At 45.8% G+C, this 26074-nt stretch carries 24 protein-coding genes; 1 reads left to right on the top strand and 23 read right to left on the bottom strand.

What is annotated here, in order from left to right; translation table 11 throughout:
• From NE665_RS16890 to NE665_RS16925, 8 genes are all read right to left on the bottom strand, one after another.
• The coding region (locus NE665_RS16890; RefSeq protein WP_256302579.1) for a ZmpA/ZmpB/ZmpC family metallo-endopeptidase-related protein at positions 1-934 on the bottom strand (934 nt) is incomplete at its 3' end.
• A gap of 4 nt (positions 935-938) precedes the next feature.
• The gene (locus NE665_RS16895; RefSeq protein WP_238135345.1) at positions 939-1235 is read right to left on the bottom strand and encodes a hypothetical protein; all 297 of its coding nucleotides are present in this window, start codon (positions 1233-1235) and stop codon (positions 939-941) included.
• The gene (locus NE665_RS16900) at positions 1205-2065 is read right to left on the bottom strand and encodes a thioredoxin family protein (protein WP_256302580.1); all 861 of its coding nucleotides are present in this window, start codon (positions 2063-2065) and stop codon (positions 1205-1207) included. The genes NE665_RS16895 and NE665_RS16900 overlap by 31 nt, the downstream gene beginning before the upstream one ends.
• Before the next feature lie 155 nt (positions 2066-2220).
• The gene (locus NE665_RS16905; RefSeq protein ID WP_256302581.1) at positions 2221-3297 is read right to left on the bottom strand and encodes a site-specific integrase; all 1077 of its coding nucleotides are present in this window, start codon (positions 3295-3297) and stop codon (positions 2221-2223) included.
• A gap of 449 nt (positions 3298-3746) precedes the next feature.
• A complete protein-coding gene (locus NE665_RS16910) occupies positions 3747-5075 on the bottom strand; it encodes an RsmF rRNA methyltransferase first C-terminal domain-containing protein (protein ID WP_117443003.1) in 1329 nt (442 codons plus the stop codon).
• A gap of 30 nt (positions 5076-5105) precedes the next feature.
• A complete protein-coding gene (locus NE665_RS16915) occupies positions 5106-7547 on the bottom strand; it encodes a hypothetical protein (protein ID WP_233104731.1) in 2442 nt (813 codons plus the stop codon).
• Between the two features lie 231 nt (positions 7548-7778).
• The gene (locus NE665_RS16920; protein ID WP_008817908.1) at positions 7779-8321 is read right to left on the bottom strand and encodes an NADH peroxidase; all 543 of its coding nucleotides are present in this window, start codon (positions 8319-8321) and stop codon (positions 7779-7781) included.
• Between the two features lie 89 nt (positions 8322-8410).
• On the bottom strand, positions 8411-9172 hold the full coding sequence (locus tag NE665_RS16925) for a YwaF family protein (RefSeq protein WP_117443001.1): 762 nt from the start codon (positions 9170-9172) through the stop codon (positions 8411-8413).
• Between the two features lie 105 nt (positions 9173-9277).
• On the opposite strand from NE665_RS16925, the gene NE665_RS16930 reads away from it, so the two are divergent.
• Entirely contained in the window at positions 9278-9556 is a 279-nt protein-coding gene (locus tag NE665_RS16930) for a ParB N-terminal domain-containing protein (protein ID WP_117443000.1), read from the top strand.
• Positions 9557-9721: 165 nt separating this feature from the next.
• On the opposite strand, the gene NE665_RS16935 is transcribed toward NE665_RS16930, so the two are convergent.
• The 15 genes from NE665_RS16935 to NE665_RS17005 all read right to left on the bottom strand — a co-directional run bounded on the left by NE665_RS16935 (position 9722) and on the right by NE665_RS17005 (position 25797).
• Positions 9722-10270 carry a DUF1836 domain-containing protein gene (locus NE665_RS16935; RefSeq protein ID WP_178760072.1) on the bottom strand — a complete coding sequence of 183 codons (549 nt, stop codon included), beginning with the start codon at positions 10268-10270 and terminating at the stop codon, positions 9722-9724.
• Between the two features lie 121 nt (positions 10271-10391).
• Positions 10392-11672, bottom strand: a complete 1281-nt coding sequence (locus NE665_RS16940; RefSeq protein WP_117442998.1) for a hypothetical protein — start codon at positions 11670-11672, stop codon at positions 10392-10394.
• Position 11673: 1 nt separating this feature from the next.
• Positions 11674-12420: an alpha-mannosyltransferase gene (locus NE665_RS16945; protein WP_117442997.1), complete on the bottom strand. Its 747-nt coding sequence runs from the start codon at positions 12418-12420 to the stop codon at positions 11674-11676.
• 9 nt (positions 12421-12429) lie between these two features.
• On the bottom strand, positions 12430-12639 hold the full coding sequence (locus NE665_RS16950; protein WP_233104732.1) for a hypothetical protein: 210 nt from the start codon (positions 12637-12639) through the stop codon (positions 12430-12432).
• 15 nt (positions 12640-12654) lie between these two features.
• Positions 12655-13737, bottom strand: a complete 1083-nt coding sequence (locus tag NE665_RS16955) for a hypothetical protein (RefSeq protein WP_233104733.1) — start codon at positions 13735-13737, stop codon at positions 12655-12657.
• Complete coding sequence (locus tag NE665_RS16960) at positions 13734-15167, bottom strand: hypothetical protein (RefSeq protein ID WP_117442995.1); 1434 nt, start codon at positions 15165-15167, stop codon at positions 13734-13736. Before NE665_RS16960 ends, NE665_RS16955 begins: the two co-directional genes overlap by 4 nt.
• Positions 15164-16585, bottom strand: a complete 1422-nt coding sequence (locus NE665_RS16965) for a hypothetical protein (RefSeq protein WP_233104734.1) — start codon at positions 16583-16585, stop codon at positions 15164-15166. Before NE665_RS16965 ends, NE665_RS16960 begins: the two co-directional genes overlap by 4 nt.
• A 13-nt stretch (positions 16586-16598) precedes the next feature.
• Positions 16599-17414 (bottom strand): sugar ABC transporter permease, encoded by an 816-nt coding sequence (locus NE665_RS16970; protein ID WP_117442994.1) that lies wholly within the window; start codon positions 17412-17414, stop codon positions 16599-16601.
• Positions 17392-18141, bottom strand: coding sequence for an ABC transporter ATP-binding protein (locus NE665_RS16975; RefSeq protein ID WP_117442993.1), 750 nt, complete (start codon positions 18139-18141; stop codon positions 17392-17394). The genes NE665_RS16970 and NE665_RS16975 overlap by 23 nt, the downstream gene beginning before the upstream one ends.
• 57 nt (positions 18142-18198) lie before the next feature.
• Positions 18199-18573, bottom strand: coding sequence for a GntR family transcriptional regulator (locus NE665_RS16980; protein ID WP_117442992.1), 375 nt, complete (start codon positions 18571-18573; stop codon positions 18199-18201).
• A gap of 333 nt (positions 18574-18906) precedes the next feature.
• Entirely contained in the window at positions 18907-19578 is a 672-nt protein-coding gene (gene rpiA, locus NE665_RS16985) for a ribose-5-phosphate isomerase RpiA (RefSeq protein ID WP_233104735.1), read from the bottom strand.
• Positions 19565-20968 carry a glucose-6-phosphate dehydrogenase gene (zwf, locus tag NE665_RS16990; RefSeq protein WP_117442990.1) on the bottom strand — a complete coding sequence of 468 codons (1404 nt, stop codon included), beginning with the start codon at positions 20966-20968 and terminating at the stop codon, positions 19565-19567. The genes rpiA and zwf overlap by 14 nt, the downstream gene beginning before the upstream one ends.
• Positions 20965-22377 (bottom strand): NADP-dependent phosphogluconate dehydrogenase, encoded by a 1413-nt coding sequence (gndA, locus tag NE665_RS16995; RefSeq protein ID WP_117442989.1) that lies wholly within the window; start codon positions 22375-22377, stop codon positions 20965-20967. The genes zwf and gndA overlap by 4 nt, the downstream gene beginning before the upstream one ends.
• A gap of 12 nt (positions 22378-22389) precedes the next feature.
• Positions 22390-23322 carry a beta-propeller fold lactonase family protein gene (locus tag NE665_RS17000; RefSeq protein WP_117442988.1) on the bottom strand — a complete coding sequence of 311 codons (933 nt, stop codon included), beginning with the start codon at positions 23320-23322 and terminating at the stop codon, positions 22390-22392.
• Positions 23323-23847: 525 nt separating this feature from the next.
• The gene (locus NE665_RS17005) at positions 23848-25797 is read right to left on the bottom strand and encodes a sensor domain-containing diguanylate cyclase (protein WP_117442987.1); all 1950 of its coding nucleotides are present in this window, start codon (positions 25795-25797) and stop codon (positions 23848-23850) included.
• Positions 25798-26074: the final 277 nt, after the last annotated feature.

Genomic DNA, 26074 nt, shown 5'->3' on the forward strand with positions numbered 1-26074 from the left:
TTGTATCAGCTGCACGCAATGCCAACGCTGCTGTGTCTGCATCCGTATCGATAATACTGCTCAGATTTACATCATTTATATTTGCTTTCTTCAGAGAAGTGAACAACGGCTGCTTCAAACCTTTGATTACATGGCCGTTTCCTTCCAGAGTTCCTGTAAATTCTTTTTCTATCAGTATAGAATCAGAGGTCACCGCGATATCACTGTCCAGGATATACGTCTTATCAGGTGCTTTGGCGATATCCTTAAGGCCCTGTTCATTCGTGATGTGGATCTCCTTCACTTCTTGCGGCTGTTCTTCTTTCTTCGGTTCTTCCTTCGGCTGTTCCGTTATATCGGTCACTTCATAGGTTGCGGTCATACCAAGAGGTGCATTATCTGCCGCTTCGCTCTGGAACACATAGCTTCCGTTCTCCTTCGGCGTATAGCTTCCCTGATACAAGCCGTTCTCCTGCTTCTCGACCTTTACAGCCTCCTTCTTTTCTTTGAAAGTAACTGATATATGATTTGTGTTTTCCATTCGACCATACAAGGTTAGTCCTCCCTGCGCTGTCTTTTCTACATACAGGTCTGCCAGTCCTTCCACCACCTGTTCATGCTCCTCCAGCACGCTTCCCTGTACATCGATGCTTCGGATCACATACGTCCCGTTTTGAAGGATATCGAACTGTGCCGGTGTATTCGTATGCAATATCTTGCGTTCCACCTCCGCACCATCCTTCAACAGTATGGCTTCCACTGCTTTTGTATCCGTGGTGCTCACAGATAACGGACGTGTCGTACTGCCTTCCTTCAATTCCAGTGTCACTGTCGCAGGATCCTCCGCAAACAGCTGCTGAATATCCAGCTGTGGAAGGATGCTCACTGCCAGGGTGACCACCATGACCAGGATCACGAGCTTCTCCAGCCTTCCCATCGGTATCTTCTTCTTCATTCCCTTACACTCCTTCCATCTCACTGTCCTTCAATACTGCATAGATGATGACCTCTCCTGCGAGCAGTCCCCATTTCCCCCACTGGACCATATGCAGGATACTTCCCTGATATCGCTGCGGTACACACACATACAGTCCGCTTTGGATCAGGATGAGCAGGAAGAAGATCCCTGCCATGATGAGCATGCACAGTCTCGTCTTTTTGATGATCGCCTGCTTCATCTCCTGTAGCCAGAGCGTCCTGCTTTTCAGCTGTTCCTGCTTCTTCCTCAATTCCCTTGTGGATTCTTCGCAAACCATGCGGCTATCTCCTTCTCTGTTGCATTGTCCTTCAATACTGCTCTGACTTCACCATCCCTGATATAGTAAACGCTTGGGGAAAGGCTGAGGCTCATCGTTTCATTGATGATGCTCATCCCCTCATCCATCGCCTTCTTCTCTTTGTCCCCCTCCGGCTGTACGATCCGGGAGGTATTCAATACGAACACCTTCGTCTTTTCTTTGTCGCTATATGCTCGCAGCTTCTTGGAAAAGGATGCATTGTAGCGGTCCTCTCTGGCATGATACAGATAGAAGCTCTCCCCATCTTTCAGCTTCTTCCCCAATACGGTGATGCTCGTATCCTGCAGATACTCTCCCAGTGTCAGTGGATAGGTATCCGCTTCCTCTTTGATCTTCTTTCCTTCCAGGAGTCCGCAATCGATCATGTAATTCTGCCATGCGAGCTCACTCATCACACCCTGCTCTGTTTTCTTCATCTCTCCATCCTTGAAATAGAAGAACTGCGGCGTGCTTCCGCTGAAGGCAGGGATGAGCTTCTGGATATCCCGGAAGGCCTGATCGGTATCGGAAATCTTCTCTCCCTGTTCATCCAGCTTCATCTCTACGATATCGATGTCCTCATGGGTACGGGAAAAAGGGAGGATGGTTCGTTCCATCAGCGAACAGTCGCTGCAGGAATTCTGGGAGACCATGAGGATGAAGGTGCTCTTCTCCCCGATCTTTCGCTCCAACTCCTTCAGCCTGATCTGATCCAGCTGAACATCCTCTTTCGTCAACAGCATATCCGAATCGCCGCAGCCACTCATCACCAGACACAGACTCAATACTGCCAATAATTTTTTAAACATCCATATCCCTCTTCCTTTTTCAATGCTTGAACCGTTAAGCTCACAGATCAGCTTCCTGACAGGTTTTGCACTTCCCAGTAATTTCCACAAATCCTGTCTTTTTATATATTGTCAAATCTAGCGTTTCATGGTACTATCTCTACGCCTACAGTAGCTTACTGTACGATCCTGCACGCTGCACTGACTGGAATATATGAGATATCCAGTTTTTTTATTTCCTTCCTCAGTTGTTCCTCACTCGCATGAGCATAGAGATTTTCGGTGATCCCGGTGGAAGCATGTCCCAGCATAGTGGAACAGTATTTGATGGGGATACCGGCCTCCAGTGCTCTCGTCGCAAAGGTATGCCGCAGACTGTGGAAGTGGATGTCGTGGATTTCCAGCTTTTTCAACAGCCTGTGCATATGGTAGGAGATCCTTCTGGGCTCCATGACGTTGCCATTTCGGGTATGAAACAACGGTGCTTTCGGATCCTCTCTACGCTCCCGCGGCATCGTATCCAGATATGTCTTCAAAGCCTTATAGAGCTCCTCATTCATCGGCACCTTACGCACTCTGCTGGATTTTGTGCTCTGATAGATGAGCGGACAGCAGACCGATCCGTCTTCCTTATAGATCATCACGCGATTCAGGGATTCATCCACCTGAATCTGTCGTTTGGACAGGCAGATATCCTCGATACGTAAAGCACTGACTTCCCCGATTCGCAGTCCCGCATGGATAGCGACCAGCACAGGCACCATAGAATTCTCCTTATATACCGGTGTGATGGCCGTTGTCAGTCGTTTCTGTTCCTGCACGTTCAATACGCGGACCTCCTTCTTCACCTCTCTTGGATATTCCACACAGCGGCAGGGATCATAGGAGACGATGCCCAGCTGGATCGCCCGTTTGAAGGAGAGCTTCAGGACCATGATGTGCTCCTTCAGCGTTTTGACACCCAGTCCGCCTCTTCCATCCAGCCTGCCCCTCTCATATTTGATATTCACATAGGCCTGCAGGATGGATTCTGTGATATCGTTCAGCGGATAATCGCCGAGCAGAGGACAGATATGACTACAGATATAGCTGCGGAAGCTGGCATAGGTGTTCGGCTTTGCGTTCAGCCTCACAAAATGCTCGAGGAAATAGAGCAGCCACTCCTCAAGGGAGGGCATATGATCAAAGGGATCCTCACTGCGGCCATAGCGCAGGATATCCTGAGATGCGAGAACACGTTTCTTGTTCGACATAGATAAAACTCCTTTCACAAAAAAATTCCAGTACCGCATGCGCACACAAAAGGACAGAGGAAAAGAAAATCCACTGAAAAAGAGTGTGAAGCAAAAAGTATTGGAATCAACGTTGAAAACCATAAAAAGGGAAATCCTACAAAAAATTGCGGAATTCACCATAAATTTCTACAAAAGCATTTACAAACTGTGATGCAGGTGTTATAAATATGAGTGTAGAAATTATTACATGAGCTTACAGTAAGCTACTGTAGGACAACACGTCAGCGACTGAGGATGGTCGTTTTTTTGTACCTGTTTGTCACTGTTCTTCCCTTTGTTTCTACATATTATCACATTTAAAGAATGATAGAGATACAAAAAATACCCCTAAAAAAGAGGTTTGATCAACTTTCAGACGCAAAAAAAGACGCTATGCGCGCCTTCTCCATATCGAATAAAGAGTAATGCTAGTGAACCCGCAGTCCCTTAGGATACTTATTTTTCAGCACCATGCCATCTCCCTTGGCAAATCCGAGCGCATATCCCCTCCACAGCATCTGTGTGTAGCCCTTATACCCCGCTACCGGCAGCAGTTGCCCCTGTAGAAAACTGAGACATTGCGTATCATCCATAGTATAACGCTGTGTTATGCCAGCGCCGTAAGCATTAGAAACATAGAAATGCTGATGTGGCTCCAGACGATTTTTAACAATTTCGCCAACCTGACAGCCCTGTCGTAGTATACGGATATCCTTCAGTTTCAAAAAAGGCTGCTGCATAGCGTATATACGACCATTTTGCTCATATAGGAAGGCAGGCTGCTCCTGCAGTGACTGCTTTAAAAACTGTGCAGCAAACACCGGAACCACAGCCGGCTTTTCTTCTCGTTTGCGACTCTCCGCCTGCACACCGTGCTTTTTGAATTTCGCCACAAAATGACCTTCTCCCTGATCCATAGGAAAAATTCTTCGTAGCTTTTCCTTATCCAAATCCAGATAGGACAGACCACTTCGTCCAAAAGCAACATCGCAATTCACAAGCTCCATATCCGGATAATTCTTCAGAAATGTATATACCACCTGTTCATTTTCCTCCATAGAATACGTACAGGTTGAATACACAAGCGTTCCATTTTCCTTTAGAGCCGTATATGCGCTATCCAGAATATGCAGCTGCCGCTGCGCGCAGGCTTGCACATGCTCCTCACTCCAGTCATCCATTGCCTTGGAATGCTTTTTAAACATCCCCTCCCCACTGCATGGTGCATCCACCAGCACCCGGTCAAACCAGCCGCTCATTTCCTTTGCGATTTGCTGTGGATGGGTGTTCGTAATCATACCTCGCGAAAATCCGAGGCGCTCCATATTGGATAACAGAATCTGTGCACGCTTGCTTTCAATTTCATTACTGACAAGAAAACCGGTATCCTGCAGTTTAGCAGCAATCTGCGTGCTTTTTCCACCGGGTGCAGCGCACAGATCCAGCACCCAATCATCACGCTGTACATCCAAAACCTCAACCGCACTGGCTGCACTTGGCTCCTGCATATAGAACAGCCCTGCCAGATGAGCAGGATGATTCCCCAGCCCCTTTATATCCTTTGGTATGTAGAAGGACTGCGGACAGATAGAGGATGGGCGGCATGCACATACCTGTAATTCGTGAAATTGCTCGACAGACAGCTTTGCCGTATTCACACGGAGTCCGCGATAGGCGTCCTCATCCAGCGTTTTGAGATATTCCTCATATTCCTCCTGCAGATATTCCCGCATACGTTTTAAAAATTGTTCGTTCATAATCTTCCTCACTTATACCAGATTATTCTATCATATATTTCTGTTTTTCTCATCACAAAACAGCTCTTCGACAATGCATGTTCTTTTCACTAGCTGCTGGGTAAGAAGGGTGAGCAGAAGCAGATAGCCTGCGGACACAAGCAGTGGCAGAAACAGTGACAGCAAAATCGTAACTGCTGCCGACAGCTTCATATAAATCATCAGGACAAACACGGACACCACCAGCGTTGCCATCAGACAGCCTGCGACCGTATGCTTGCGAACAAGTGCAAGAATATGCTGCACATAAAATTCCTTCAGTGTCTGCATACGCTCGCCAAACATATAATAGATGCTCATTTCCTTTCGGCCATCCTCCATGATCGATTGCAGCAGATGCATCAGCAGAGCGATGGAAAGCAGCATGGCAATACCACCGCTGATAAACAGCAGAAAGCTCATTTTTTTCAAATCGACTACGAAAAACTGCAGCAGTCGGGAACGGCTGAAGAATGCAGAATAGGTTGGATGCTGTCGCAGATACTGCAATGCTTTTCGCATATCCGCTTCCTTTTCTGAATGAAAATAAACACTTTGTATCATGGTATTGGGCTGCATGCAGTCTGCAATCGCCTCCTTATTCATCAGAATGCTTCCTTCATTCTTCAGATAATCCTCTCTATACTCCCAGGTAATCGGAAACAGAAAGCCCTTGATTTTCACAGTTTTCTTCATCAGCGTACTGTCATCCGGTGCCGTATCGATGGTATATGCCTGTACCTCTATTGTTTTACCAATCCAGTTTTTTATAAAGCTGGTGTAATCAGCCTCCCGCATATCCCAGGAAGGCATTGCATTATCACGATACCCCTCCAGATAGCGGGAGCGATATCCCAGACGCAGCGCCATGGAAAAGTCCAGCAGGACCTCATCCTCCTTAACCATGGACTGATTCTTTCCATCGTTATCCAGATGCAGCTGTTCTCCGTCATAGAAATAATATGCATTGGCACTGGGAATCGGATACAGATTTCCCACCTCATAGGAGCGCAGCGTCAGCGTGTCGATAAACCGCTTGGAGGAAGGAACAAAGGTCTGCTGCTTCTGATTGCTGTGCTGTTTATGGAAGCCGGGATATACGTATAAGGAACTGCTGTTCAAACTGGAGGAGCCTGTTGTGCTTCCGGCGTAGCCGCTCATATTCAAGGAAAGATTGCTATTGGGCTGATCGTCTGCTATGATGCCGGTCACTGTCAACGGGAACCCATACCAGCTTACGGCCTGATACAGGTAAAATTCCGGTGGCTGTACTCCGTATTGAGAAGAAAACAAATCCAGCGCTGTCTGATATGTAATTGCTGTTTCATAGATATTAACTGGATAGTGACCATAAATTTTATGCAAGCCTGCCCTTTCGGACGTATCCATTTCGATGATTGCATAGCTGTCTGCTGAGGTCAGATAGGAGGACTTTATGGCAATATTGCTGTCAACAGGAACATAGCCGGCAAATACATCTCCTTTTAGCTCCTCTTTCAGTGTTTGAACATCCGTATCCTGCATTGGAACATATTTTTTTTCATAAATTTCTCCACTGCTTCCAATGGCATGCTTTTCTACTGCGATGCTGGTCAGATCATTTTGCTTCAGATACAGCATCTCAATTTCTGTAACATCCAGCGTCGTTGAAAAAACAGCAGTGGATACAAGAATCAGGGATGTCAGTATCAGCAGCATCAGTAACAGATATTTCAGACGAAACCGATGATGCAGACGATTCTGTATACGTTTTCTCATTACCGGCTGCAGCTGAAACGGTGCTTCAAGGACCGGCTGCAGCCGGTATGCATTCCCCTGCCCACAGGAATCGGATATGACATAGCCATCTTCAAATTCAATGATGCGATCACTCCATGTATAGCTGTTTTCATCCTGTATGACAATTACCAGAAGTCTTGTGCTCAGCTTTTTCAGCAGCGGATACATTCTCCCCCATTCCCTTGCGGAAAACGGAGTGCTGGGTGGATAAACAACGAGTACACCGGGATGGCGCAGCAATATGCGCAGAAGCACCATTCGGATATGGTCATCAAAGTCCAAATCTTCAATCCAGGTCTCTTTTTTTCCATATAATCCCCACTGCTTCAGCAGCTCATCCAGCTCCTGCTCATCCTCATCATAGGACATGCGGATATTATCAAGCACAGAGCGCTGTTCCAATAGCTGAAAATCGCAGAATAGCGACGCCATGCTTACGCTTCGATAACGGCACAGCTCTTCCTGGGTGAATTGCGCAATGACGTCTTCTCCATAGGTGATGGAGCCGCTACAGGGCACAAGCAGACCGGCAATCAGCCTTGCGAGCTGCAGCATCAGCGACTCATCATCTCCATGCATACTGATAAAACCGGTATCGGAAAAGTGAAAAGACACATCCTCAATACGATGTGTTTTCTCTATGTTTTCCAATGTGATATGGTTCAGTTTCAGCATGTCATCCATCCTTTTCCTTAGGTATACCGTATCTGCAGGAAAATGTCAATTTACGTTCCTACATTGTAAGAAAATGTTCATGAAATTCCGACAGCCTCTTATATACGTTCATATACTTCAAGTCATTTCCTTCTGATCATAGAGCTGTACTCCTGCACGCAAAGCTATCCGTTTGCTTTTCCCCATGCAAAAAAAGACAGCTGTCTCAGCTGTCCGGTTCCTATGATTATTTTATTTGAAATAACGATCCAGCAAACCCTTGAATGCTTTTCCATGTCTTGCCTCATCACGAGCCATTTCATGTACGGTATCGTGGATTGCGTCCAGATTCAATGCCTTTGCACGTTTTGCAAGATCAAATTTACCTGCAGTTGCACCGTTTTCTGCATCTACACGCATTTCCAGATTCTTCTTTGTGGAATCTGTAATCACTTCACCCAGAAGCTCTGCAAACTTCGCTGCATGCTCTGCTTCCTCATATGCTGCTTTTTCATAATACATTCCGATTTCCGGGTAACCTTCACGGTGAGCCACACGTGCCATCGCCAGGTACATACCAACCTCACTGCATTCACCTTCAAAGTTCATGCGCAGATCGTTCATGATATCTTCCGGTGCACCCTGTGCAACACCGACAACATGCTCTGCTGCCCAGCTCATTTCACCCTCCTGCTTTGTGAATTTTTCAGCGGGAGCCTTACAGATCGGACAGAACTCCGGAGCTGCATCCCCTTCGTGTACATAACCGCAAACACTGCATACAAATTTAGCCATAATCAAATATCCTCCTTTTAACTTTACAATCCTATTGTATTACAATCTGGTAAAATTTGGAACTTATTTGACCGAAATTCACAGAATTATCACACGGTTCTTCGCATATCCTGCTTCACACGGTAAACTCTGCGCAATAGAAATACAACCGCGCACTGAATGAGAAACAGCGCCAGCAGCACAGCAGGCAGAAACATCATGATTCCCGTAATGTGATACAGATTTGCGATGAAGCTGATCTTCGGTGGGATACCGACAAACATATACTGTGTATGCAGATTCAGATTGATAATAAACGCTGTTGTGAACATGCCGCAGATAATCAGAAAATTCTTTTTCATATAATGGTATTGCAGCAATGTACGATCCTGCAGCTGTATGAGCGCAAACAAAACAAAGGCGGCATGCAGTATGTAAAAATTGATTGTCCGATATGACAGCACCGGATACAGCTCACTGATATTGGCTGGATATACCATTGCGATCAGACCGGCACAAAGACCGACAACACCACTGAAAAAACGCAGTGTATCCTTCTTCAGATATACAGTTAATGCATTCATATAAACGCACAATGAGCAAAGCTCCAGCGGCAGTATCTGATGCCATACCTGATCGTGGCAAAACAGAAACAGCCAGGTGGTATACAGCAGCTCCTCCACCAGAAAATAAACAGCCATCATCACCTGCATCCGCCGCTGTCTGCCGGTATCCAGATGCCGATAATGAGAAAACAGCATTGCAATCAGAAGAATCGCCAGAGCGAGAAACAGCATATGGTAGAGGCTAAATGCCGTAAACGGCACAGCCATGTCTTTGATATCCGTATAAAATGTAAAAAAATCCTTCATCCCTATCACCTTTGCCTATTGTAACATATTTCACAGGTTTTGCGTATGCGTTTAAGATTTCTTCAGATTCTTTTAAAAGTATGATAGAATATCTCTGGTGATGAAATGAAAATAGAAGCAGCCGCACTATCGGAAATACAATTTGAGAAATGCCCCTATACGGAAGCGCTGAAGGATAGTCTGAAACGCATCGGACTCAATTTTCCAATCCACGTACGAAAGCTAAAGAAGGGCTATCAGTGTGTGGATGGAGCCAAGCGCCTGAGTGCCATACAGCAGATACTGCATGAGGATCCGGCCTTTGGTAAGTTTCAAAGCATTCGCATCCTTGTCGTGGAAACCGCAAGGACAGCTCCTCCATACCATCTGCACAATCATCATTGATACGTGTGCTGAAAATATGTGGGAGCTTTTCTCATAGGCTTAGAAAAAGGGAATCCAGCTTCGTTGTTTTGACACAATCGCTTGGTTTTCCCTTTTTTGTTGTTTTCTTATGTGTACCATCATCCATTCATCTGACAACTTATCGAAAGGCAGACAGGAAGCTGTCTATCTGTGTGTGGTATAGGAATTTTGCAGATGCAGAATCTTCTCTGCGACCAGCTTGCCCGCAAAGGACATCGTTGCCATCTTGATTGCCGTATTCTGCACGGTGATTCCCTCTAGAAGAAAGGTGCTGTCCTGATTCTTCAAGTGATTTGCCACTGCCTTGATCGCCGCTTCCTGTTCCTCACAAAACAGATTAAAGGCTTCCTTCAGACCATTGATGCCCGCCTGATATTCAATTCCTGCCTTTACCTCGCTGATCGTCAGCACCTGTTTCAGTATGGTGATAGCAATCAGATAGGCGATATGTATCCGGTTATAGCGCTTCTTTTCCGCCTTGGGAATCAGCTTCAGCTTAACATAATTATTGATCATGGCGGAGGTCAGAATCGTATCCTTTTCTTCATCGAACAGATTTTGCAAATACCCTTCAATCAGCGTAATCACCTGATCCAGATATAAATCAAAGTTCGGCAGCTCCTCCCAGCGGGGGAGATGAAAATCCTGAAGTGTATCGCTCCACAGAATCAAATCTCTGCGCAGATTGCTCATGTGTGTTCCTTCTTTCTATGCGTTCTACTATTAGTATACGGTATTCTGATGGTTTTTTCTACCACAGAATTTTTTTCATCTGTCTTTCCGGGAGAAAAAAGACCGTGATGCCGATCACGATCTATTCCTTGAAGCCATACGCATACACATCCCGTACCGCCACATCCGGCATAGCAGGAATTGTCTGCTTTGTTTTATCACGCAGCTTTTTGTAAAAGGCAGAGGCTTTTTCATCCTCCTCATAATCTCCCTTCACATAGCCGTCAAACACCATTTTTGATTGATCAAATACGCTGATTTCCAGAAAATGCTGTGTTTTGTTTTCCGGAAGTCTCAGGTTCAAGGCATACAAGCGCTCATCCTGCAGCTTGAATTTGGAGTCAGACAGTGATATCGGTGAGGTTATATCCATCACCAGCTTGTCCTGATCATATACCTTCAAATAGCTCTGATTCCGTCTTGAGGTCAGAATCAATAGCTTTCCATCCTGTATATCGAATCGGTGAAACACCGTATTCTTTGGCAGCTTTTCCTCCTTCAGAAGCTTGCCGGAGGCATCGTATATCTCCAGCCAGCCCTGATTATCACGCAAAACCGCTGCGTACAGCCGGTCGTGATAGCTGATCATATCCGAAACAGTTTGCACGCGTGCATCAAAGCTCAAAAACACTGCAACCTCACTCGCTTCCCGCGCCTGCTGGATATCCGGCATGTCGTCACTTTGCAATGCTTTCTTCACCTCAAATACACGATATTGTCCACTGCTGCCATTCCCGGCATCATACAGCGTAACCAGTGTTTTATCCTTTACGTTTACATAAGGGTGGCGCAGACCCTTGCCCTTCTGCATACCTGCTTTTTCAGGACTGCTTTGGAAATATAGCTGGTTGTCCTTATGGTTATACACCACATTGCTGCGGGGGCTTTGAAATTGCTGCTGCAGGCCGCTAGGAAAGCAGGCATATCCCTTATCTGTTTTCACAAGCAGATCGACATCCACCTTCTTTATATTGTAAAAATCCGCTTTTACAGGCTCCTCGTAACGCTCATCCTGAATGTCTCTGGTGATCTCCAGGGGATAATCAGACAGCTGTTTTCCCTGTGATAAACGCGGAACATAGAGATAAAAGCCGTCTTTGAAGGTCTCATATTCCATAAAGAGCTCTTCGCCCTCCTTCAGAAACGAGGTCGTGTAGGTGATGTCTTTCCCTGTTCCGCTCAGCTCCCAGCGCATGGAAGCATCCGCAACTGTCATCGTATATTCCAGCCCCTCTACCTGCTGCATATCTCCGCTTGCTTTTTCCAGTGTAAAGGCAAAGGTTGGCTTATGCAGATAAAGCGCTGCACAGACAATCAATAAAACAGCAAGCAGAGAAGGTAAAAGAATCATATAGCGCTTCATCTTATCGACCTCCATATTGATTGCGAATCATGGAATTGCGAAATCTCAGTGCCATCAGACCAGCCAGCACCAGCATAAGAGCCAGCTGCATACCACGCTGTACCCCGAATTGTATTCCACTCGGCATCCCCCACACAAACAGAAAGATGGCGATATTGGCAATGCACAGGATATAGCTCTGCAGCTTCTGATAGTATACGCCCAGATACACACTCATAGCGGATACCGTCACAATACTGCTTACGATAATCAGAAGCTGGGTGATTGTCAACGGGAACAGGTATTTCAGCATGCCGCTTCTGACGATGGATAAATAGAAACCGTTTTTCAGGTTATAGAAGGGGGCAAGCGTCATATAGTAGCGATATCCGATAAAATACACCGCATACTGCAGCAACAGCAGTACAACGATGGCACTGATATTCATGAGCAGCTCCGATACCATAAACGGTACACGGGACTGGGGAAGGATCAGATAGCGATGCAGGGCATTGGAGCGCAGCTGCATGTATAAAAGTGTTGCCACGCCATAAGCTATCACCACGCAAAGGGCAACCAGAAACAGAAGCAGACACGGCCGTGAGCCGAAATATACCTCATAGCGGACCCAGCCGATTTGCTCTCCCTTTATCAGCAGGGAAAACAAACAGAATGCCAGATACAACGCAAATACGATTCCGTAAAATTTATAGCTTCGCTTCCATCGGTAAAACAGAAGCAGATTCAGATTCTCAAATTCCTTCGTCATATTCTCCACCTACCTTGTACTCAAAAGCTTCATATTTACGATGTATCGTTTACCGTCAAACAAATAGCGCTGTATGATGTTCTCATAGCTCAGGCCTTTGTTTAAATCCAGATAGCCCAAAAGATCATCCTCCTGATAATCGCCATACACCTCACTGCTGTACAACATCCCTTTATGATTTGCGGCCAGTATGCGTATTGTCTGGCTTCCCTCCTGCATACAATACAAGACACCCTAATCGTATTGCTGCTGTACAGGTGCACTGCTATTTGCACCAACGGACACCTTGACGCTGTCTATTTGTTTCAGCCTTCCGTTTTTCTGCTTATACACCTGTGCAACATAATCAAATCCATCCATGTATCCAAACAGGATATGACCCTGTTGATCCAGCTGCAGTACAGGCTCTGCGATATCCGGCAGTGCAGTATGCAGGTCTGAGCGATCCAGCTGCTTTCCACTGCTGTCATAGGTATACAGATACAATTCCTTCTTTTCCATAACCAGAGCGGTTACGTTTTTTTCGGTGCTCACTATTCCCAAAATATCCTGTTTTCCCAGCGGCAGTGATACAATACGTCTGCTTTTGCCATTCTCCGATCGATAGATACCGCCGGGATTTTGATCAAAGGTAACCTGTGAAAAATCATACAGAAACTGCAAGGGGGATACTATGAAATATCCATGCTCATCCACAGACCAACAGGTCAGACCTGTCGTTTCTCTTGCATTCTGATAGAGGTCATCACCTAAAGGAGAGGGCAGAGAGCAGGAAAGAGAGCCTTTGGGGTCGTTATCAAAATAATCACATTGAATCAAAGAGCCCAGCTTGTCTTTTTTCCACCGTACCTCAAACGCTATATCCTTCTGCTTATTTTCTCCATTGGCTAGCGGATCAAACAGGGACAGGCGGTAGGATACATCCTCCACACCGGCAATCATATAGGTGATCTCCATGTCGCTTGGTTGATCAAAGTTGGGATTCTCGATGGAATTCTGTTTGATATGCTCATCGAACACCGGTGAAATTTGAATATCCACTGTATTGGTTTGGTCCCTCAGCACATCGCTTGCAGCATAAGCAGCCTTTAGCGTATCCCCCTTTCCCGTAACCTGCCAGACATTCAAATCATCTGTCACCATAAACTGATAGGAAAGATTTTTGATGGCGGACGGATCCCCAATCACATCAAATTCACCGTCAGCCGTTTTCCGCAGACCTATCTGCATATTGTTCTTTTGCGACCAGACACCGAGCGCTCCCGCAATCGGCAGCAGCAGGACAACAGGCAGTATATAGCACATATACTTTTTCATGATGCACCATCCTGTACAATGCTGAGATTTTGCAGGGTTCGTTTCTGTGTATTTAATAAGAAGCCTACAATATTTTCATATGCACTGTTGCCGCTCAGCGGTGTTGTATCAGGAAGATCAAGCCTGCTGTCATCCATATAATCTCCCAGCACGGTGCTGCTGTATAATGCTTTATCCTTCTTTTGTGCAGTAACATACAATTCAAAATTATCCTGTACAAGCGTATACAGCACACCCGTTTTCTCCTCGTAATGAATCAGTGAATCCGGATATTCGCTTTCAATATCTCCAAGGAACGGCGACAGCAGCACCAAGTGGTCAATCAACGCAATACGTTCCTTATTCAAACCATATATCAGCACCTCACGACGGTTGCTGTCATAGATGGGCTCCTGCACGATCAGGATGTGATTTCCCTCTGTCTGCAGCATGATTCTGCTGGTTTGCGTTAACTCCTTTGGCAGCTGAAATTCATCGAGCTGCTTTCCCTGTGTGCTGTACACTCTGACATACAACTTTCCACCCTTTTCAACTATGGTAACAAGCTTTCCTTTAAAAGCTTTCATACGTATGATCGTTTCTTTTTTTACATCTGTGGTAACAATGCGGGTTATCGTTCCGTAAGGATCCACGCGATAAATACCGGTAGGATCCTTTTCAAATTCCACCTGATCAAAGTTCACTTGAAACTGCAGGGCACCGATTGCAGTAAAGGAGGTCTGCTCTATATTTACAATAGGAGCACTCTCTGCACTGTATTCCTTTAAATCCCCATAGCGGTCATCCGCATTTCCCATACTGAAGCCGGTATTCACAAAGAATCTCTGCTCTCCATTGATTTCCTCTGCATGATAGGAAACAGGGATTGACGGCTTACCGTCCTTTGACTTTACTATATAATGCTTTGTAAATTTCTTACCTACCGCACGAAGCTTGTTTCCCTCTATACGCTGACGTTGAATAGTCACATCATAGGACAGGCGCTCAAGACTGGTCTCATAGGTACAGCCAAAATCTCCAGTCTGATCGTAGCTGTCGCAATTGCCATGCGCATCATCCATCGTCATGGTTTTTTCATTATACGGCATAACAGCTTCCACAGATAAATATGAATCAGAGGTTTCATTCCCCCGATATGGTCCGTTCTTATATCCCTCTGGATCAAAGCGCAGCTTGAACTGATCTCCCACAGCATCCACACGCCATGCATTCTGACTCATGGTGCTAGAGCTGGAGAAATTTGTGTCCGCGATATAAAAGGAATATGCGAAGTCCCGAATCGCCTCAGGGTCTCCTATACGTTCCCCCTCCTGTGCAATCGTAGACAACGCGACATGGAAATCATTGCGCCTTGTGTAAATCAGCTGAGAAAATAGGACAATGAGACAGAGCAAGCCAATCGGCAGATACCCCATATATTTTTTCATCATGCACCACCATCCAACGGAGAAGTAAGATCCCTCAGCCTACGCCTCTGTGTATTCAGAAAGGAGAAAATGATATTATCATATGAATTACTTGATGTCGCGTCCGACAGTGCCAGATACGTATCATCGTTGTAATCGCCATACAGAAAGCTGTTATACAGAACCTTTTTATTTGTCTGTGCACTCACATACAGTCCGTTATCATCATTCAGCTGAATACTATACAGAATCTGCTTCCCGCGATCATAATGCATACTGGTATACAAGCTATAGGATCCGTACATGGATGTATCCGTGTGGATATCCATCACAATGCGATCCAGCTTCTGGAAGGCATCGTCCTTTACATCGTATACTACAATCGTATACTTCATGGTATCGTATAACGATTGAAGCTGAAATAACAGTGTCCCCTGATCCTCACTCACCATGACCTTGCTGATTTGATCAAGATCCATTTCCAACCGAATTTCATCTAGCAGCTTTCCTTCTGTGGAATACAGACGGCCGTACAGCTTACCGCCCTCCTCCTCGACGACTGCCAGATGATCATTTATTGCACACATAGAAATCAGGGTGCCCTTTTTTATATCCTTTTGAACGATTTGCGTAACCTTACCCTGTGCATCAACCTTGTAAATTCCGGTTGGATCGTTATCAAATTTCAGATTGCCAAGATTCACATCAAAATCAAGCGCACGCACACTTACATAGAAATCATCTTTGATTTTAATATCATAGATCGTCTGCAGGGCACTTCCCTTCAGATTTCCATATATATCATCTGCATTCCCTCCGCCATATGTAGAATAGATGGAGATGTCATCCTCATCCTGGCCTTCCTGCAGGGTATAATTGACTTCGATATCCTTTTTACCACTTTCCGAACGCAAAATCGCACGTTTCCTTACCTCCGGAAAATTTACTATATTTCCATATCCGTAACTGCTGTTGTCGAAGATAATATCATAGGTCAGATGATCTACCTTTCCGGAATATGTGCAGAATGGAATCCCATCGTCATAGGTGGAGCATTCCTTTGTCATAGCCCCGGTATTCATTGTTTTTGCATCATAGCGTGCCTGTGCATACATATACAGCATTTGCTTCTCTGCGTTTTTTTTCTCATACTCCATATAGCCTGCAGGGTCATAGGTCGTTGTAAACGTATCCCCAACCGCATCTACGCGCCATATGTTTTCCAGTGCATTTATGTTCCTGATTGACGGATAATCGTCCATGATATAAAAGGAGTATTTCAAATCCTTGATAGTATCTGGATCACCAACGCTTTTATTTTCCTGTGCTGCCACCGTGCTTAGTCCGATAGCAAAATCATTCCGCTTGCTGTAGACCAGAAGAGAAAAGACAATGATTATACTCAGCATACAGAGCGGCAGATACCCCATATATTTTTTCATATCCATCACCTGCCTACCATGCACATTTTCGTGTTTTCCGATACAGACCTGCAATCATGACTGCCCCCAGTATACACAGATACAAACGGTACCAGCCCTTATAAACGAACACATCATAAAATTTTAATATCTGCAGCGTGAGTCCTGTCGGCTCCTCACCTAACGACATTGACATATTCATACCGAGAAAATAAATCACAAACGGAAACAGCACATACAACACAATCATGAACAGCGCCGTTTTATTTTTACGGAAGCCAAATCTTCCGATACATACGACAAACAAAGACATCAGAACACTGTACAGCAGCTGCGTCAGATACCCGCTGATGCTCAAAGGAAGAAACATTCCGGTATAATACTGCGTCCGCGTCATGGAGAGGAAAAATCCGTTGTGTAACAAATGCTGCGGAGATTTCATTTCATACAGCTGATAGCCCGCATAATAGACGATGCTCTGCAATACGTACAATGCATACAGACTCAGCAGGGTGAATAAAACATTTGAAATGATCAAATCCATGCGTGAAACAGGGAGAATCAGCTCTCTGTCCTGTACATTGTATTTCCAGTGCAGCCGTTTCAAGTCAAATATAGAATACAGCAGCCACAAAAGCACAAGGACGGGGAAGGTAAGTGCACACGTCGGGTTTAAAAGAAATTCATTATAATAGCCTCTCTGGAAATAGCTTATATCTTTCAGCATGATCGTGATCAGCGGCAGTGCAATCAAAGTCACAGCAAACAAGGCGTAAATTTTCCCGGTGCGGTGAAGCTGATAGTACATCAGCTTGGAAATTTGCTCTCTATGCGTCCGGAAGTTCAACATGTGACTCACTTCCTTCCTCAAACAGCAGATTCACGCGATTTGGATCATATTTTTCGATATCGTTTAAGCATTCCTTCAAGGTGATTCCCTGCTCGTGCAGTTCCTCCATGACCACATCCTGTACAATTCTGCCACGACGCAATACCACCGCACGGTCGATGACCTGATCGATGTCATCTATATCGTGAGAAGATATCAGCACGGTTTCCTCATCGTTCAACAGACTCAGCAGCATCTTGATTGAATCCTGCTTTGAGAAAACATCCAGATTGGAAAATGGTTCATCCAGCAACAGCAGATGTGCCCCCTGAGAGAAGCCGGCGGCGATTTCCACCTTCAGCTTTTGACCGGCAGACATTTTTTTCAGCTTTTTACGGCTGTCAATTTCAAAGTGCTGCAGGATGCGATCATAGCGGTTGCTGTTGAAATGCGGGTAGAAATCCTTCAGAAATACGCCATATGCCTTCGGACTCATATCCGGCAGAAAGCTCAGTGTATCCGTGATATAGGCGATATCTGCAAAGATATCCTTGATCATCTGTTCCTTCCACTGTATCGTGCCCTCCTGATAGGGCAGAAGCTGCAAAATCGTTTTTATCAGCGTTGTCTTTCCACTTCCGTTGCTTCCCACCAATCCGATGATCTGCCCCTTTTCACAATCCAGACAGATATCGAATACCCCCTGACCGTTTCCGTAATCCTTTGTAAGATGTTCAATATGCAGCATACTAAGTTCCCTCGCTTTCTGTATTACTCAAGTAGTACACTTTTTATAAACGAAAAATCAGATGTCCCAACGTGTGCTCAGAATTGCAATCACCTTTTGAAACGGTAGTCCGCATTCCCGGCAGTTGGCGATAAATTCATCCACGGTTTCCTGAATCATTTCCTGCTGTAGGCGCTCCATGATCTGCTCATCAACGTATACAACGCTTTTTACATTGCTGATTGTCCGTAGGATTCCTTCCTCCTCCATCAGCTTATACGACTTCTGCACCGTGTTGGGATTGATGGACAGTAAGGAGGCCAGCTCTCTTCGTGACGGCAGCGGCGTATAGGCTATAATGCTTTTATTCAGAATTTTACGCTTGACATGCTGGATGATTTGAAGATAAACGCTTGTTTTATTATTGAGCTTTAGATCGCTGAATACGTTCATCGTATCACCTCTTCAAGTGTATTATACAAGTAGTACACCACTTTTGTCAATATCTTTTTAGCTATATATACATATAACATCCTATATTTCCGCAGACCTTACAAGCACAGGCAAAAGCCGTGCCGGGCGCAATCTTTTCAAACAGATGAGGGCTGCAGTGGACAGCGCCTGCTGAATCCGCATATGGGACTACACGAAATTGTATTTTCTAAACCAAAAGCCCTCAGAAACAGCAGCGATCAGCTGTATGTCGGGTTGCACAACGCATAATAAAAAAGCTGTTTCTTCTTGCATGCAGCAAATAAGAAACAGCAGGCAGGGGGTACTAACAGCTTACCATAGGGCAACCTCTGTCATCCCTGCCGTAATACACATTGCGTCGAGGTGAAAATATCCGGTTTCCACAACACCTGCAATATGCATAAGCTCTTCATGAGCATCCTGAATTGTGTGGGCTGCAGGGATGCTCACATCCAGAATATAATTCTGATTATCTGTAAGAAATGTCCCATCCCTTCGCATACGCAGCTTCACAGCATATCCCAAATGCTCTAGCTTTCGCTGCACGAAGGAGCGGGAAAACGGTACGATTTCCACTGGAAGTGCATAGTCCTCGATCGTTTCCACACGTTTGCTTGTATCCATGATCCAGATTACCTGCTTTGCCTCCTCGGCAAGTATCTTTTCACGCACAAGGGCACCGCCGCCACCCTTGATCACCTGTTTTCGTGGATTGATCTGATCAACACCATCAATGACAAGATCAATGTGATCGATGACATCCGGCTCCACTACCCATAAGCCTGCCTGTTCCGCCCGCTTTTTGGAGACAAGGGAGGAGGAAACAATTTGAAGCTGCTGTCTATCCTTTTGTCTTCCCAGCTCTTCAATCAGCCAGCGAACGGTACTTCCCGTTCCCAATCCCAGCACCATATGATCGTGCACATAGGCTGCAGCCTGCTGTGCACTGCGTCGTTTTAATTCTTCCAGCTCAGACATCGGCATGTGACCAGGTATGCTGATGCCGCTGCAGCAGCTCATCCGCTTCCTTTGGTCCGACACTGCCAGCCATATAGGTGGCAAGGGGCAGCTGCTCTTTTCGATAGCGCTGTCGCAGCTGTTCTACATAATTCCAGCTGCTTTCAATCTGATCCCACTGTGAGAACCAGGAGATATCCCCCTGTACAGCAGCTGCCAGCAAACGCTCATAGGCCTCCGGCGTGTTGATGCGATTGATATCGGAGCAGCTCTGACAAAAGTCCATACTGGTCACTACAATTTCATCACTGTCCCCCGGCTTCTTGATATTGAACTGAAAGTATACACCCTCTGTAGGCTGAATACGGATCAAGAGGACATTGGCAGCCACATCCGGATTCGTTTTCTTAAAGGTGATGACAACCTCCATTTCACGCTCCTTCAGCTTCTTTCCTGTTCGGATGTAAAACGGCACATCCTTCCAGCGCTTATTATCCACAAACAAACGTAGAGCCGCATAGGTTTCCGTCATGGAATCATCCGCCACACGATCCTCCTTCTGATATTGAAAATACTGCCCCAGCACAACACTGTCCTTCAGATCCAGCTGTTCCACCGGTCGAAGCGCATGCAGAACATCCAGCTGCTTCTGATGCATATCCTCACCGAAGAAGGAAGACGGCTGTTCCATGGCTGTGATACTTAAAATCTGAAACAGATGATTCTGCACCATATCCTTTAAAGCACCGCTTTGATCGTAATAACCCCCGCGGTTTTCCACACCGACCGTCTCCATGGCACTGATCTGCACATGCTCGATATAGTTAGCATTCCAAACATCCTGAAAAATCGGATTCATAAAGCGAATTGCCTGCATATTACGCACCATTTCTTTTCCCAGGTAATGATCGATATGGAAAATGCGCTCTTTTGTGAAGAAGCGTTCCAAATCCTCATTCAGGACTCTGGCAGATTCCAGATCTTCTCCAAACGGCTTTTCGATGATGACCTTGCCTCTGCAGGCTTTTTCCACCTGCTCCAGACCTTTTGCTATCACTGCAAAAAAGCGTGGTGCCACAGCAAAATAGAAGACATGATTTTGCAGCTGCTGTTCTTTGTAAAACGCATTCAGCTTCTCATAGTTTTTAAGCTCTGTAAAATCCATCTGTACATAATGAATCCGCTTGGCAAAGCGTTCAAATTCATCTGTGCGGTATGGAAGACGTGCAAACTGCTTGATCCAGCCTGCCACCTCCTCACAATAGCCTGCATGATCGTAGTCTCTGCGTCCGATGATCACGATGGAGAAATCCTCTTCCAGCTTGCTTTGCGCCTGTAGATTATACAGCGCAGGCAACAGCTTACGAAAGGTCAAATCGCCGGTTCCTCCGAATATGGTAAAGGTCAGCTGCTTCATGCCCACCGCCTCCATTCATGGTGAAAGCTGCCTTCCTCATCCACGCGCTCAAAGGTATGCGCTCCGAAATAATCTCGCTGCGCCTGAATCAGATTAGCTCCGACATGCTTTGCACGAAACAAGTCCAGATAGCTGATGGCATTGGCCATCGCAGGAACCGGAATACCACTCAATATCGCCTGTGCACCAATCTGTCGTAAATTCTTTTCATAGGAAACAATGCGATCCCTGAAAAAGGAATCCAGCAGCAGATGCGACAAATCCGTTTGCTGTTCATATGCTCTGGTAATATCATTTAAAAATTTTGCCTGTATAATACAGCCGGCACGGAAGATGGACGCGATTTTTCCTAACGGAAGCTCCCAGCCATAGGCAGCACTTGCCTGCTTCAACAGGTCAAATCCCTGTGCATAGGCGATAATCTTTGCTGCATATAAGCCCTGACGAACCTCCTCTTGAAATGCATCCGGATTGGAAATCTCTGCAATTTCAATATGCGGATACTGATTCCCGGCTTCTTTTCTATTTTCATTATTGGACATAACACGGGTATTTCCGGCAGCTGTGATCATGGAAACATCCACCCCCTGCTTCAGGGCTTCGATGCTTGTCCAGCGTCCTGTCCCCTTCTGCTGTGCAGCATCCCTTATACAGTCTACCAGCGCTTTGCTTCCTTTATCGTCCTGCTCCCGGAAGATATCGGAGGTGATGTGAATCAGAAAGCTGTTCAGCTCTCCCTTTTGGTACTCGCTGAATATCTGCGCAAGCTGTGCATTGTCAAAATGTCCGACGTGCTTCAACAGCAGATAAGCCTCCGCAATCAGCTGCATATCCGCATATTCAATACCGTTATGCACCATTTTCACATAGTGCCCGGCACCGTTTTCTCCAATGTAGGTACAGCAGGGCGTACCATCCTCCGCACGCGCTGCGACAGCCTCCAGAATCTCTCGGATTTCCTCATAGGCCGCTTTGTCTCCACCGGGCATAATGCTCGGTCCAAAACGCGCACCATCCTCACCACCGGAGATTCCCACACCGAAATAATGCAGTCCCTGTTCTTTCAGATATGCCTCTCTGCGGATGGTATCCTCGAAGAAGGAATTCCCGCCATCCAGAATCATATCCCCCTGCTCCAGCAATGGAATCAACTGTTCTATGATGGCATCCACTGCTTTTCCCGCCTTTACCATCAGCATGACCTTACGCGGCTTTTCCAGTGATGTGATCAGCTCCTCCAGTGTGGAGTACCCTGTGAAATTTTCATGCGGCCAAGTTTCCAGCATATGCTCTGTCACCGCATAGCTGCGGTTATAGCCGCCTACCTTATATCCATGATCTGCCATGTTCAATGCAAGACTTCTGCCCATGACAGCCAGACCTACCATACCAATATTGTTCGTTCTCATACGTTTTTCCTCCTATTCGTAAAATACGATGCTGACACCCTCCGGTATCGTATCCGTATGTGCCGTTTCCTCCAGCATTCCGGTTATGCAATCAATTTTGAAGGCAACCAGATTGTTGCTGCTGCGATTTGCGGCAAACAGATAATCACCCTGCGGGGACAGATTGATATCACGCGGATGATCACCGCCGCTGGAAATACGCTGCAAGATGCGCCATTGAGCAATATCAATAACATACAGCTGATTGATTCCGCGTACAGAGACATACAGCGTATCGCCACTGCTGCTGATACGGATTGCAGCACCTCCGCCCTGCTCGCCTTCTTCAAGCAGAGAAAGCTTTCTTGTGATGACACCACCCTGTTCCATATCCATTTCAAATACTTCACAGCTGTCTTCACTGATCATATACAGGAATTTCCCATGATCATCCAATACACCGTGACGGATACCGGTCCCCTTTGGAAAGGAAATAGCTCGTATCAGCTCCATGCTTGTGCGATCATACACATAGACACGATCCAGCAGCCGGCAGGGAACCAGAATGGTGGCGCCAGTCAGAATCGCCTGATGAGCACCTGCTTCATGCTGAATATGCACGATGCGTTCCTCCTGCAGCCCGTCAGCACTTAAACGATAGCGTATCAAGGTACCGTCATGATAATTCACGGTATATACACACGCATCATCCTGCACGACATAGCAGGCGGTACTGTTTTCCAAGCCTGCAAGCAGCTCCCTGCCATCCGCAAGTACGCAGAGTCTGGCATCCGCAAGCTGTGTGGGAAATGCCAGTCTGTTTTTATAATATGACAGATACTTTGCATCCTTGACCGGATAAAACAAATCTGTCTTTACAAACGCATCCTTCTGCACATCATACAGGAAGGAATAGATTCCTTTTGCGGGCGCATAGGTTCCCACAAAGCCTTTTATTTCATTCATAGTGAATACCTCCAGTATTTACTTTATTTTTTAAAGTCACCTTCTATACCTATCATACAAAAGTATTTCCATAAATGCAAACATCATGCACAAAAGAAATAAAACACGCTGAAGGCTGATGATGCTTTTCTATATATATTGTAAATCCAACCGCACGCCAACAGAGTCACCGCAGGACAGAAGCACAGACCAGCACCGCTTGTAACAGCCTTTTGTAATTCCACAGACCTTTTTGTCTCTTTCTATGATATGCAGCGAACTGTTTATGACAGGAATACATGTAGAAAATTCCTTTCCACTTCCAGACTTTCTCCGATATCTGATCACAGGACGCTATCCGACAGTGAATCACAGCCTGTACAAATACATTCAATATTTTAAGCATACCATCGTATGAAATCATGGAGGCAGATAAGGCGTACTGCCACTGGTATACATGAAATACTAAAAAAAGTCCGATCCCAGGACTTTCTTTCTAAACATGAAATCATCTGCTGCAGCGGTTTCAAGCGGAAGGCAATCCCCTCAGTCATGATACCGATAGGCACCGCTTCCCTTTTTATTCTCATAAAACCGTTTCTTATCCTCATACATATTCTCATCGGCTTTGCGAATGACTGCATGAATATCTGCACAGTCCTTCACCCACCGGTATCCGATGGCAGCACTGCAGCTGCTTTTCGCAAAGCTGTCACGCAATCGCTCCAGCTGCTCCAAAAAGGCAGCTTCTTCTACACCGCAACAGATAATCACAAATTCATCACCGCCGATTCGATAGAAATCCCCTTGCTGAAAGCCAGTCCTGATCACGTTAGCGCACGCCTTCAGTAGCTCATCCCCTGCATCATGTCCGAGGTGATCATTTGTTTCCTTCAATCCATTCAAATCCAGATAAACAACACCCACTGCGTCCTGACAGGCATTGAAATTCGCTAAATCCTGCATATAGCGGTTTCGATTGTAAAAGGATGTCAGCTCATCCAGATAGCTTAACCGATACAGCGCTTTTTCATCCTCATCCCGGCGCATCGCCAGCATGACATAGTATCGCAGTGTTTCCATAAAGGTCACGGCATTTTCAATCCGCTGTGCATCCATATTATCCAGACCAATCAGACCTGCTAGCCGGTTATCAAATTCCAGCGGCACCATAATCAGTCTGTTGATTGCCTGAAGCTTCAAAAACTCATATTCCTTCTTCATATCTGCCTGTAATGCTTCCACATCATGAATAACAACATTCCTCTGATGCTCAAACTGTGTAAGCCATATACGGAAATCCTCCTGATTCAGATTTTGAAGCTGCTGAATCTGCGGATGAACTCCCTCATCACACCATTCTGCCGTATTGGATATACTGTCGTCATGCAATAAGAAAACATACGCACGCTCCGCATGAAACAATCTCCCCAGCTGTTCCAGCACGTGATTCGTTGCCTGTGACAAATCCGGATTGCGGTACAGCTCACGGATACAGGAAACAAGCACCTGATCCCTTTCCAGACGGTTTTTCAATGCCAGCTTCTCATTGACGGAATCTGTGATATCAAAAGCGATTTCCATACGGGCCGGGTGCCCCTCCCATTCAAGCAAGCGATCCTTCAACAGATAATGCCGCTTTGTTAAAGGATTTGTATATTCCCAGGTATATGTCTCATCGTCTTTTAGAATATGATTCGGACAAAAGGCGCAGGGCTGATCGAAGCCCTGTAATGTTTTATAGCATTTCAAATGCTGCTGCTGATCGATATGAAAAATCTCCTTACCGGCCTCATTGATAAATAGCAAATCGTATGTATTGACATCGGATATGTACATCAGCTCCGACATTTCATTGATTGGTACCAGCAGCTCCTGAAAACGCCTGGCGAGCTTTTCGCTTTCCTGCCTGTTTTTATCTTCCGCAAGCTGCAGCAGTTTCCGTCTTCTTTCCTGATAAAAGGCAAATACAGTACAGATTCCCGCAAGCACGATAAATATGATGTTGGTATAAATCAAAATATTTCTGGATTCCTGAACTGTATCCTCAGTATACACCTCGGCAGCCAGCACACATTCATCGGCAAGCGCAAAGTATTCCTCACTCAGCGAAAATAAACGTGTTCCGCTGACCTCTCCCTTGCGATAGCGGTATATCTCCTGCTTGATTTGCTTCCAGTCCTGCTCCATCCTTAAAAGCAGGGTATGATAGTGTTCATCATCGATCCGTACAAGGTCGTATTCCTCACTGCTGTTGCACAAGCCATCCAGAATATCATCCAGACGCTGAATCAGAGCATCATCCGGCGTGTGGTTCAATTCCTTTTTGATCAGTCGCTGCGTGGCACCGCGGACAATTCCCGTGTAGTTGATTACACGCGCATTGCCTTCCAGACTGCTGTTTGACTGAACAGACATCACTCCGGTCACAAGCAGAGCTATGCATAAAAGCAGCGGTATGATCCATATTCTTATATTTGATAATAGTCTTTTCATGCATTGCTCCTCCATTTCTTGGGGACTGTGTACAGCAGGTATGCAAGCTGCAGCGGTTGTACTGCATATACCTGTGCCATGGAGATAGTGAACGGATGCAGCTGTATTCCAATCAATAGCGGTATGCCTCTATGCCTATGATTCGCAAACACAGTGTGCGCTGAGCGAATAGCTAGGCCTGATTCCAAGTTCCCCCGATAATATTTACAATTTTTGACATCTTTTGATTTAAGTATACAGTTCATAATTAAGTTTTACAATAGAAAGTCACTTTCTC

Source organism: Clostridium sp. DFI.1.208 (genome assembly GCF_024463855.1).
Classification (GTDB): Bacteria; Bacillota_I; Bacilli_A; order Erysipelotrichales; family Erysipelotrichaceae; genus Clostridium_AQ.

What these genes read in the sequence shown, in the direction of transcription:
- NE665_RS16940 (WP_117442998.1), bottom strand. Translation starts at nt 11,672, where the DNA reads ATGAAGCGCTATATGATTCTTTTACCTTCTCTGCTTGCTGTTTTATTG.
- NE665_RS16950 (WP_233104732.1), bottom strand. Translation starts at nt 12,639, where the DNA reads ATGCAGGAGGGAAGCCAGACAATACGCATACTGGCCGCAAATCATAAA.
- NE665_RS16960 (WP_117442995.1), bottom strand. Translation starts at nt 15,167, where the DNA reads ATGATGAAAAAATATATGGGGTATCTGCCGATTGGCTTGCTCTGTCTC.
- rpiA (WP_233104735.1), bottom strand. Translation starts at nt 19,578, where the DNA reads ATGCCGATGTCTGAGCTGGAAGAATTAAAACGACGCAGTGCACAGCAG.
- NE665_RS16935 (WP_178760072.1), bottom strand. Translation starts at nt 10,270, where the DNA reads ATGAGCAATCTGCGCAGAGATTTGATTCTGTGGAGCGATACACTTCAG.
- NE665_RS16970 (WP_117442994.1), bottom strand. Translation starts at nt 17,414, where the DNA reads ATGTTGAACTTCCGGACGCATAGAGAGCAAATTTCCAAGCTGATGTAC.
- gndA (WP_117442989.1), bottom strand. Translation starts at nt 22,377, where the DNA reads ATGAGAACGAACAATATTGGTATGGTAGGTCTGGCTGTCATGGGCAGA.
- NE665_RS17000 (WP_117442988.1), bottom strand. Translation starts at nt 23,322, where the DNA reads ATGAATGAAATAAAAGGCTTTGTGGGAACCTATGCGCCCGCAAAAGGA.
- NE665_RS16945 (WP_117442997.1), bottom strand. Translation starts at nt 12,420, where the DNA reads ATGACGAAGGAATTTGAGAATCTGAATCTGCTTCTGTTTTACCGATGG.
- NE665_RS16915 (WP_233104731.1), bottom strand. Translation starts at nt 7,547, where the DNA reads ATGCTGAAACTGAACCATATCACATTGGAAAACATAGAGAAAACACAT.
- zwf (WP_117442990.1), bottom strand. Translation starts at nt 20,968, where the DNA reads ATGAAGCAGCTGACCTTTACCATATTCGGAGGAACCGGCGATTTGACC.
- NE665_RS16895 (WP_238135345.1), bottom strand. Translation starts at nt 1,235, where the DNA reads ATGGTTTGCGAAGAATCCACAAGGGAATTGAGGAAGAAGCAGGAACAG.
- NE665_RS16900 (WP_256302580.1), bottom strand. Translation starts at nt 2,065, where the DNA reads ATGTTTAAAAAATTATTGGCAGTATTGAGTCTGTGTCTGGTGATGAGT.
- NE665_RS16980 (WP_117442992.1), bottom strand. Translation starts at nt 18,573, where the DNA reads ATGAACGTATTCAGCGATCTAAAGCTCAATAATAAAACAAGCGTTTAT.
- NE665_RS17005 (WP_117442987.1), bottom strand. Translation starts at nt 25,797, where the DNA reads ATGAAAAGACTATTATCAAATATAAGAATATGGATCATACCGCTGCTT.
- NE665_RS16925 (WP_117443001.1), bottom strand. Translation starts at nt 9,172, where the DNA reads ATGAAGGATTTTTTTACATTTTATACGGATATCAAAGACATGGCTGTG.
- NE665_RS16905 (WP_256302581.1), bottom strand. Translation starts at nt 3,297, where the DNA reads ATGTCGAACAAGAAACGTGTTCTCGCATCTCAGGATATCCTGCGCTAT.
- NE665_RS16975 (WP_117442993.1), bottom strand. Translation starts at nt 18,141, where the DNA reads ATGCTGCATATTGAACATCTTACAAAGGATTACGGAAACGGTCAGGGG.
- NE665_RS16910 (WP_117443003.1), bottom strand. Translation starts at nt 5,075, where the DNA reads ATGAACGAACAATTTTTAAAACGTATGCGGGAATATCTGCAGGAGGAA.
- NE665_RS16965 (WP_233104734.1), bottom strand. Translation starts at nt 16,585, where the DNA reads ATGAAAAAATATATGGGGTATCTGCCGCTCTGTATGCTGAGTATAATC.
- NE665_RS16955 (WP_233104733.1), bottom strand. Translation starts at nt 13,737, where the DNA reads ATGAAAAAGTATATGTGCTATATACTGCCTGTTGTCCTGCTGCTGCCG.
- NE665_RS16920 (WP_008817908.1), bottom strand. Translation starts at nt 8,321, where the DNA reads ATGGCTAAATTTGTATGCAGTGTTTGCGGTTATGTACACGAAGGGGAT.
- NE665_RS16930 (WP_117443000.1), top strand. Translation starts at nt 9,278, where the DNA reads ATGAAAATAGAAGCAGCCGCACTATCGGAAATACAATTTGAGAAATGC.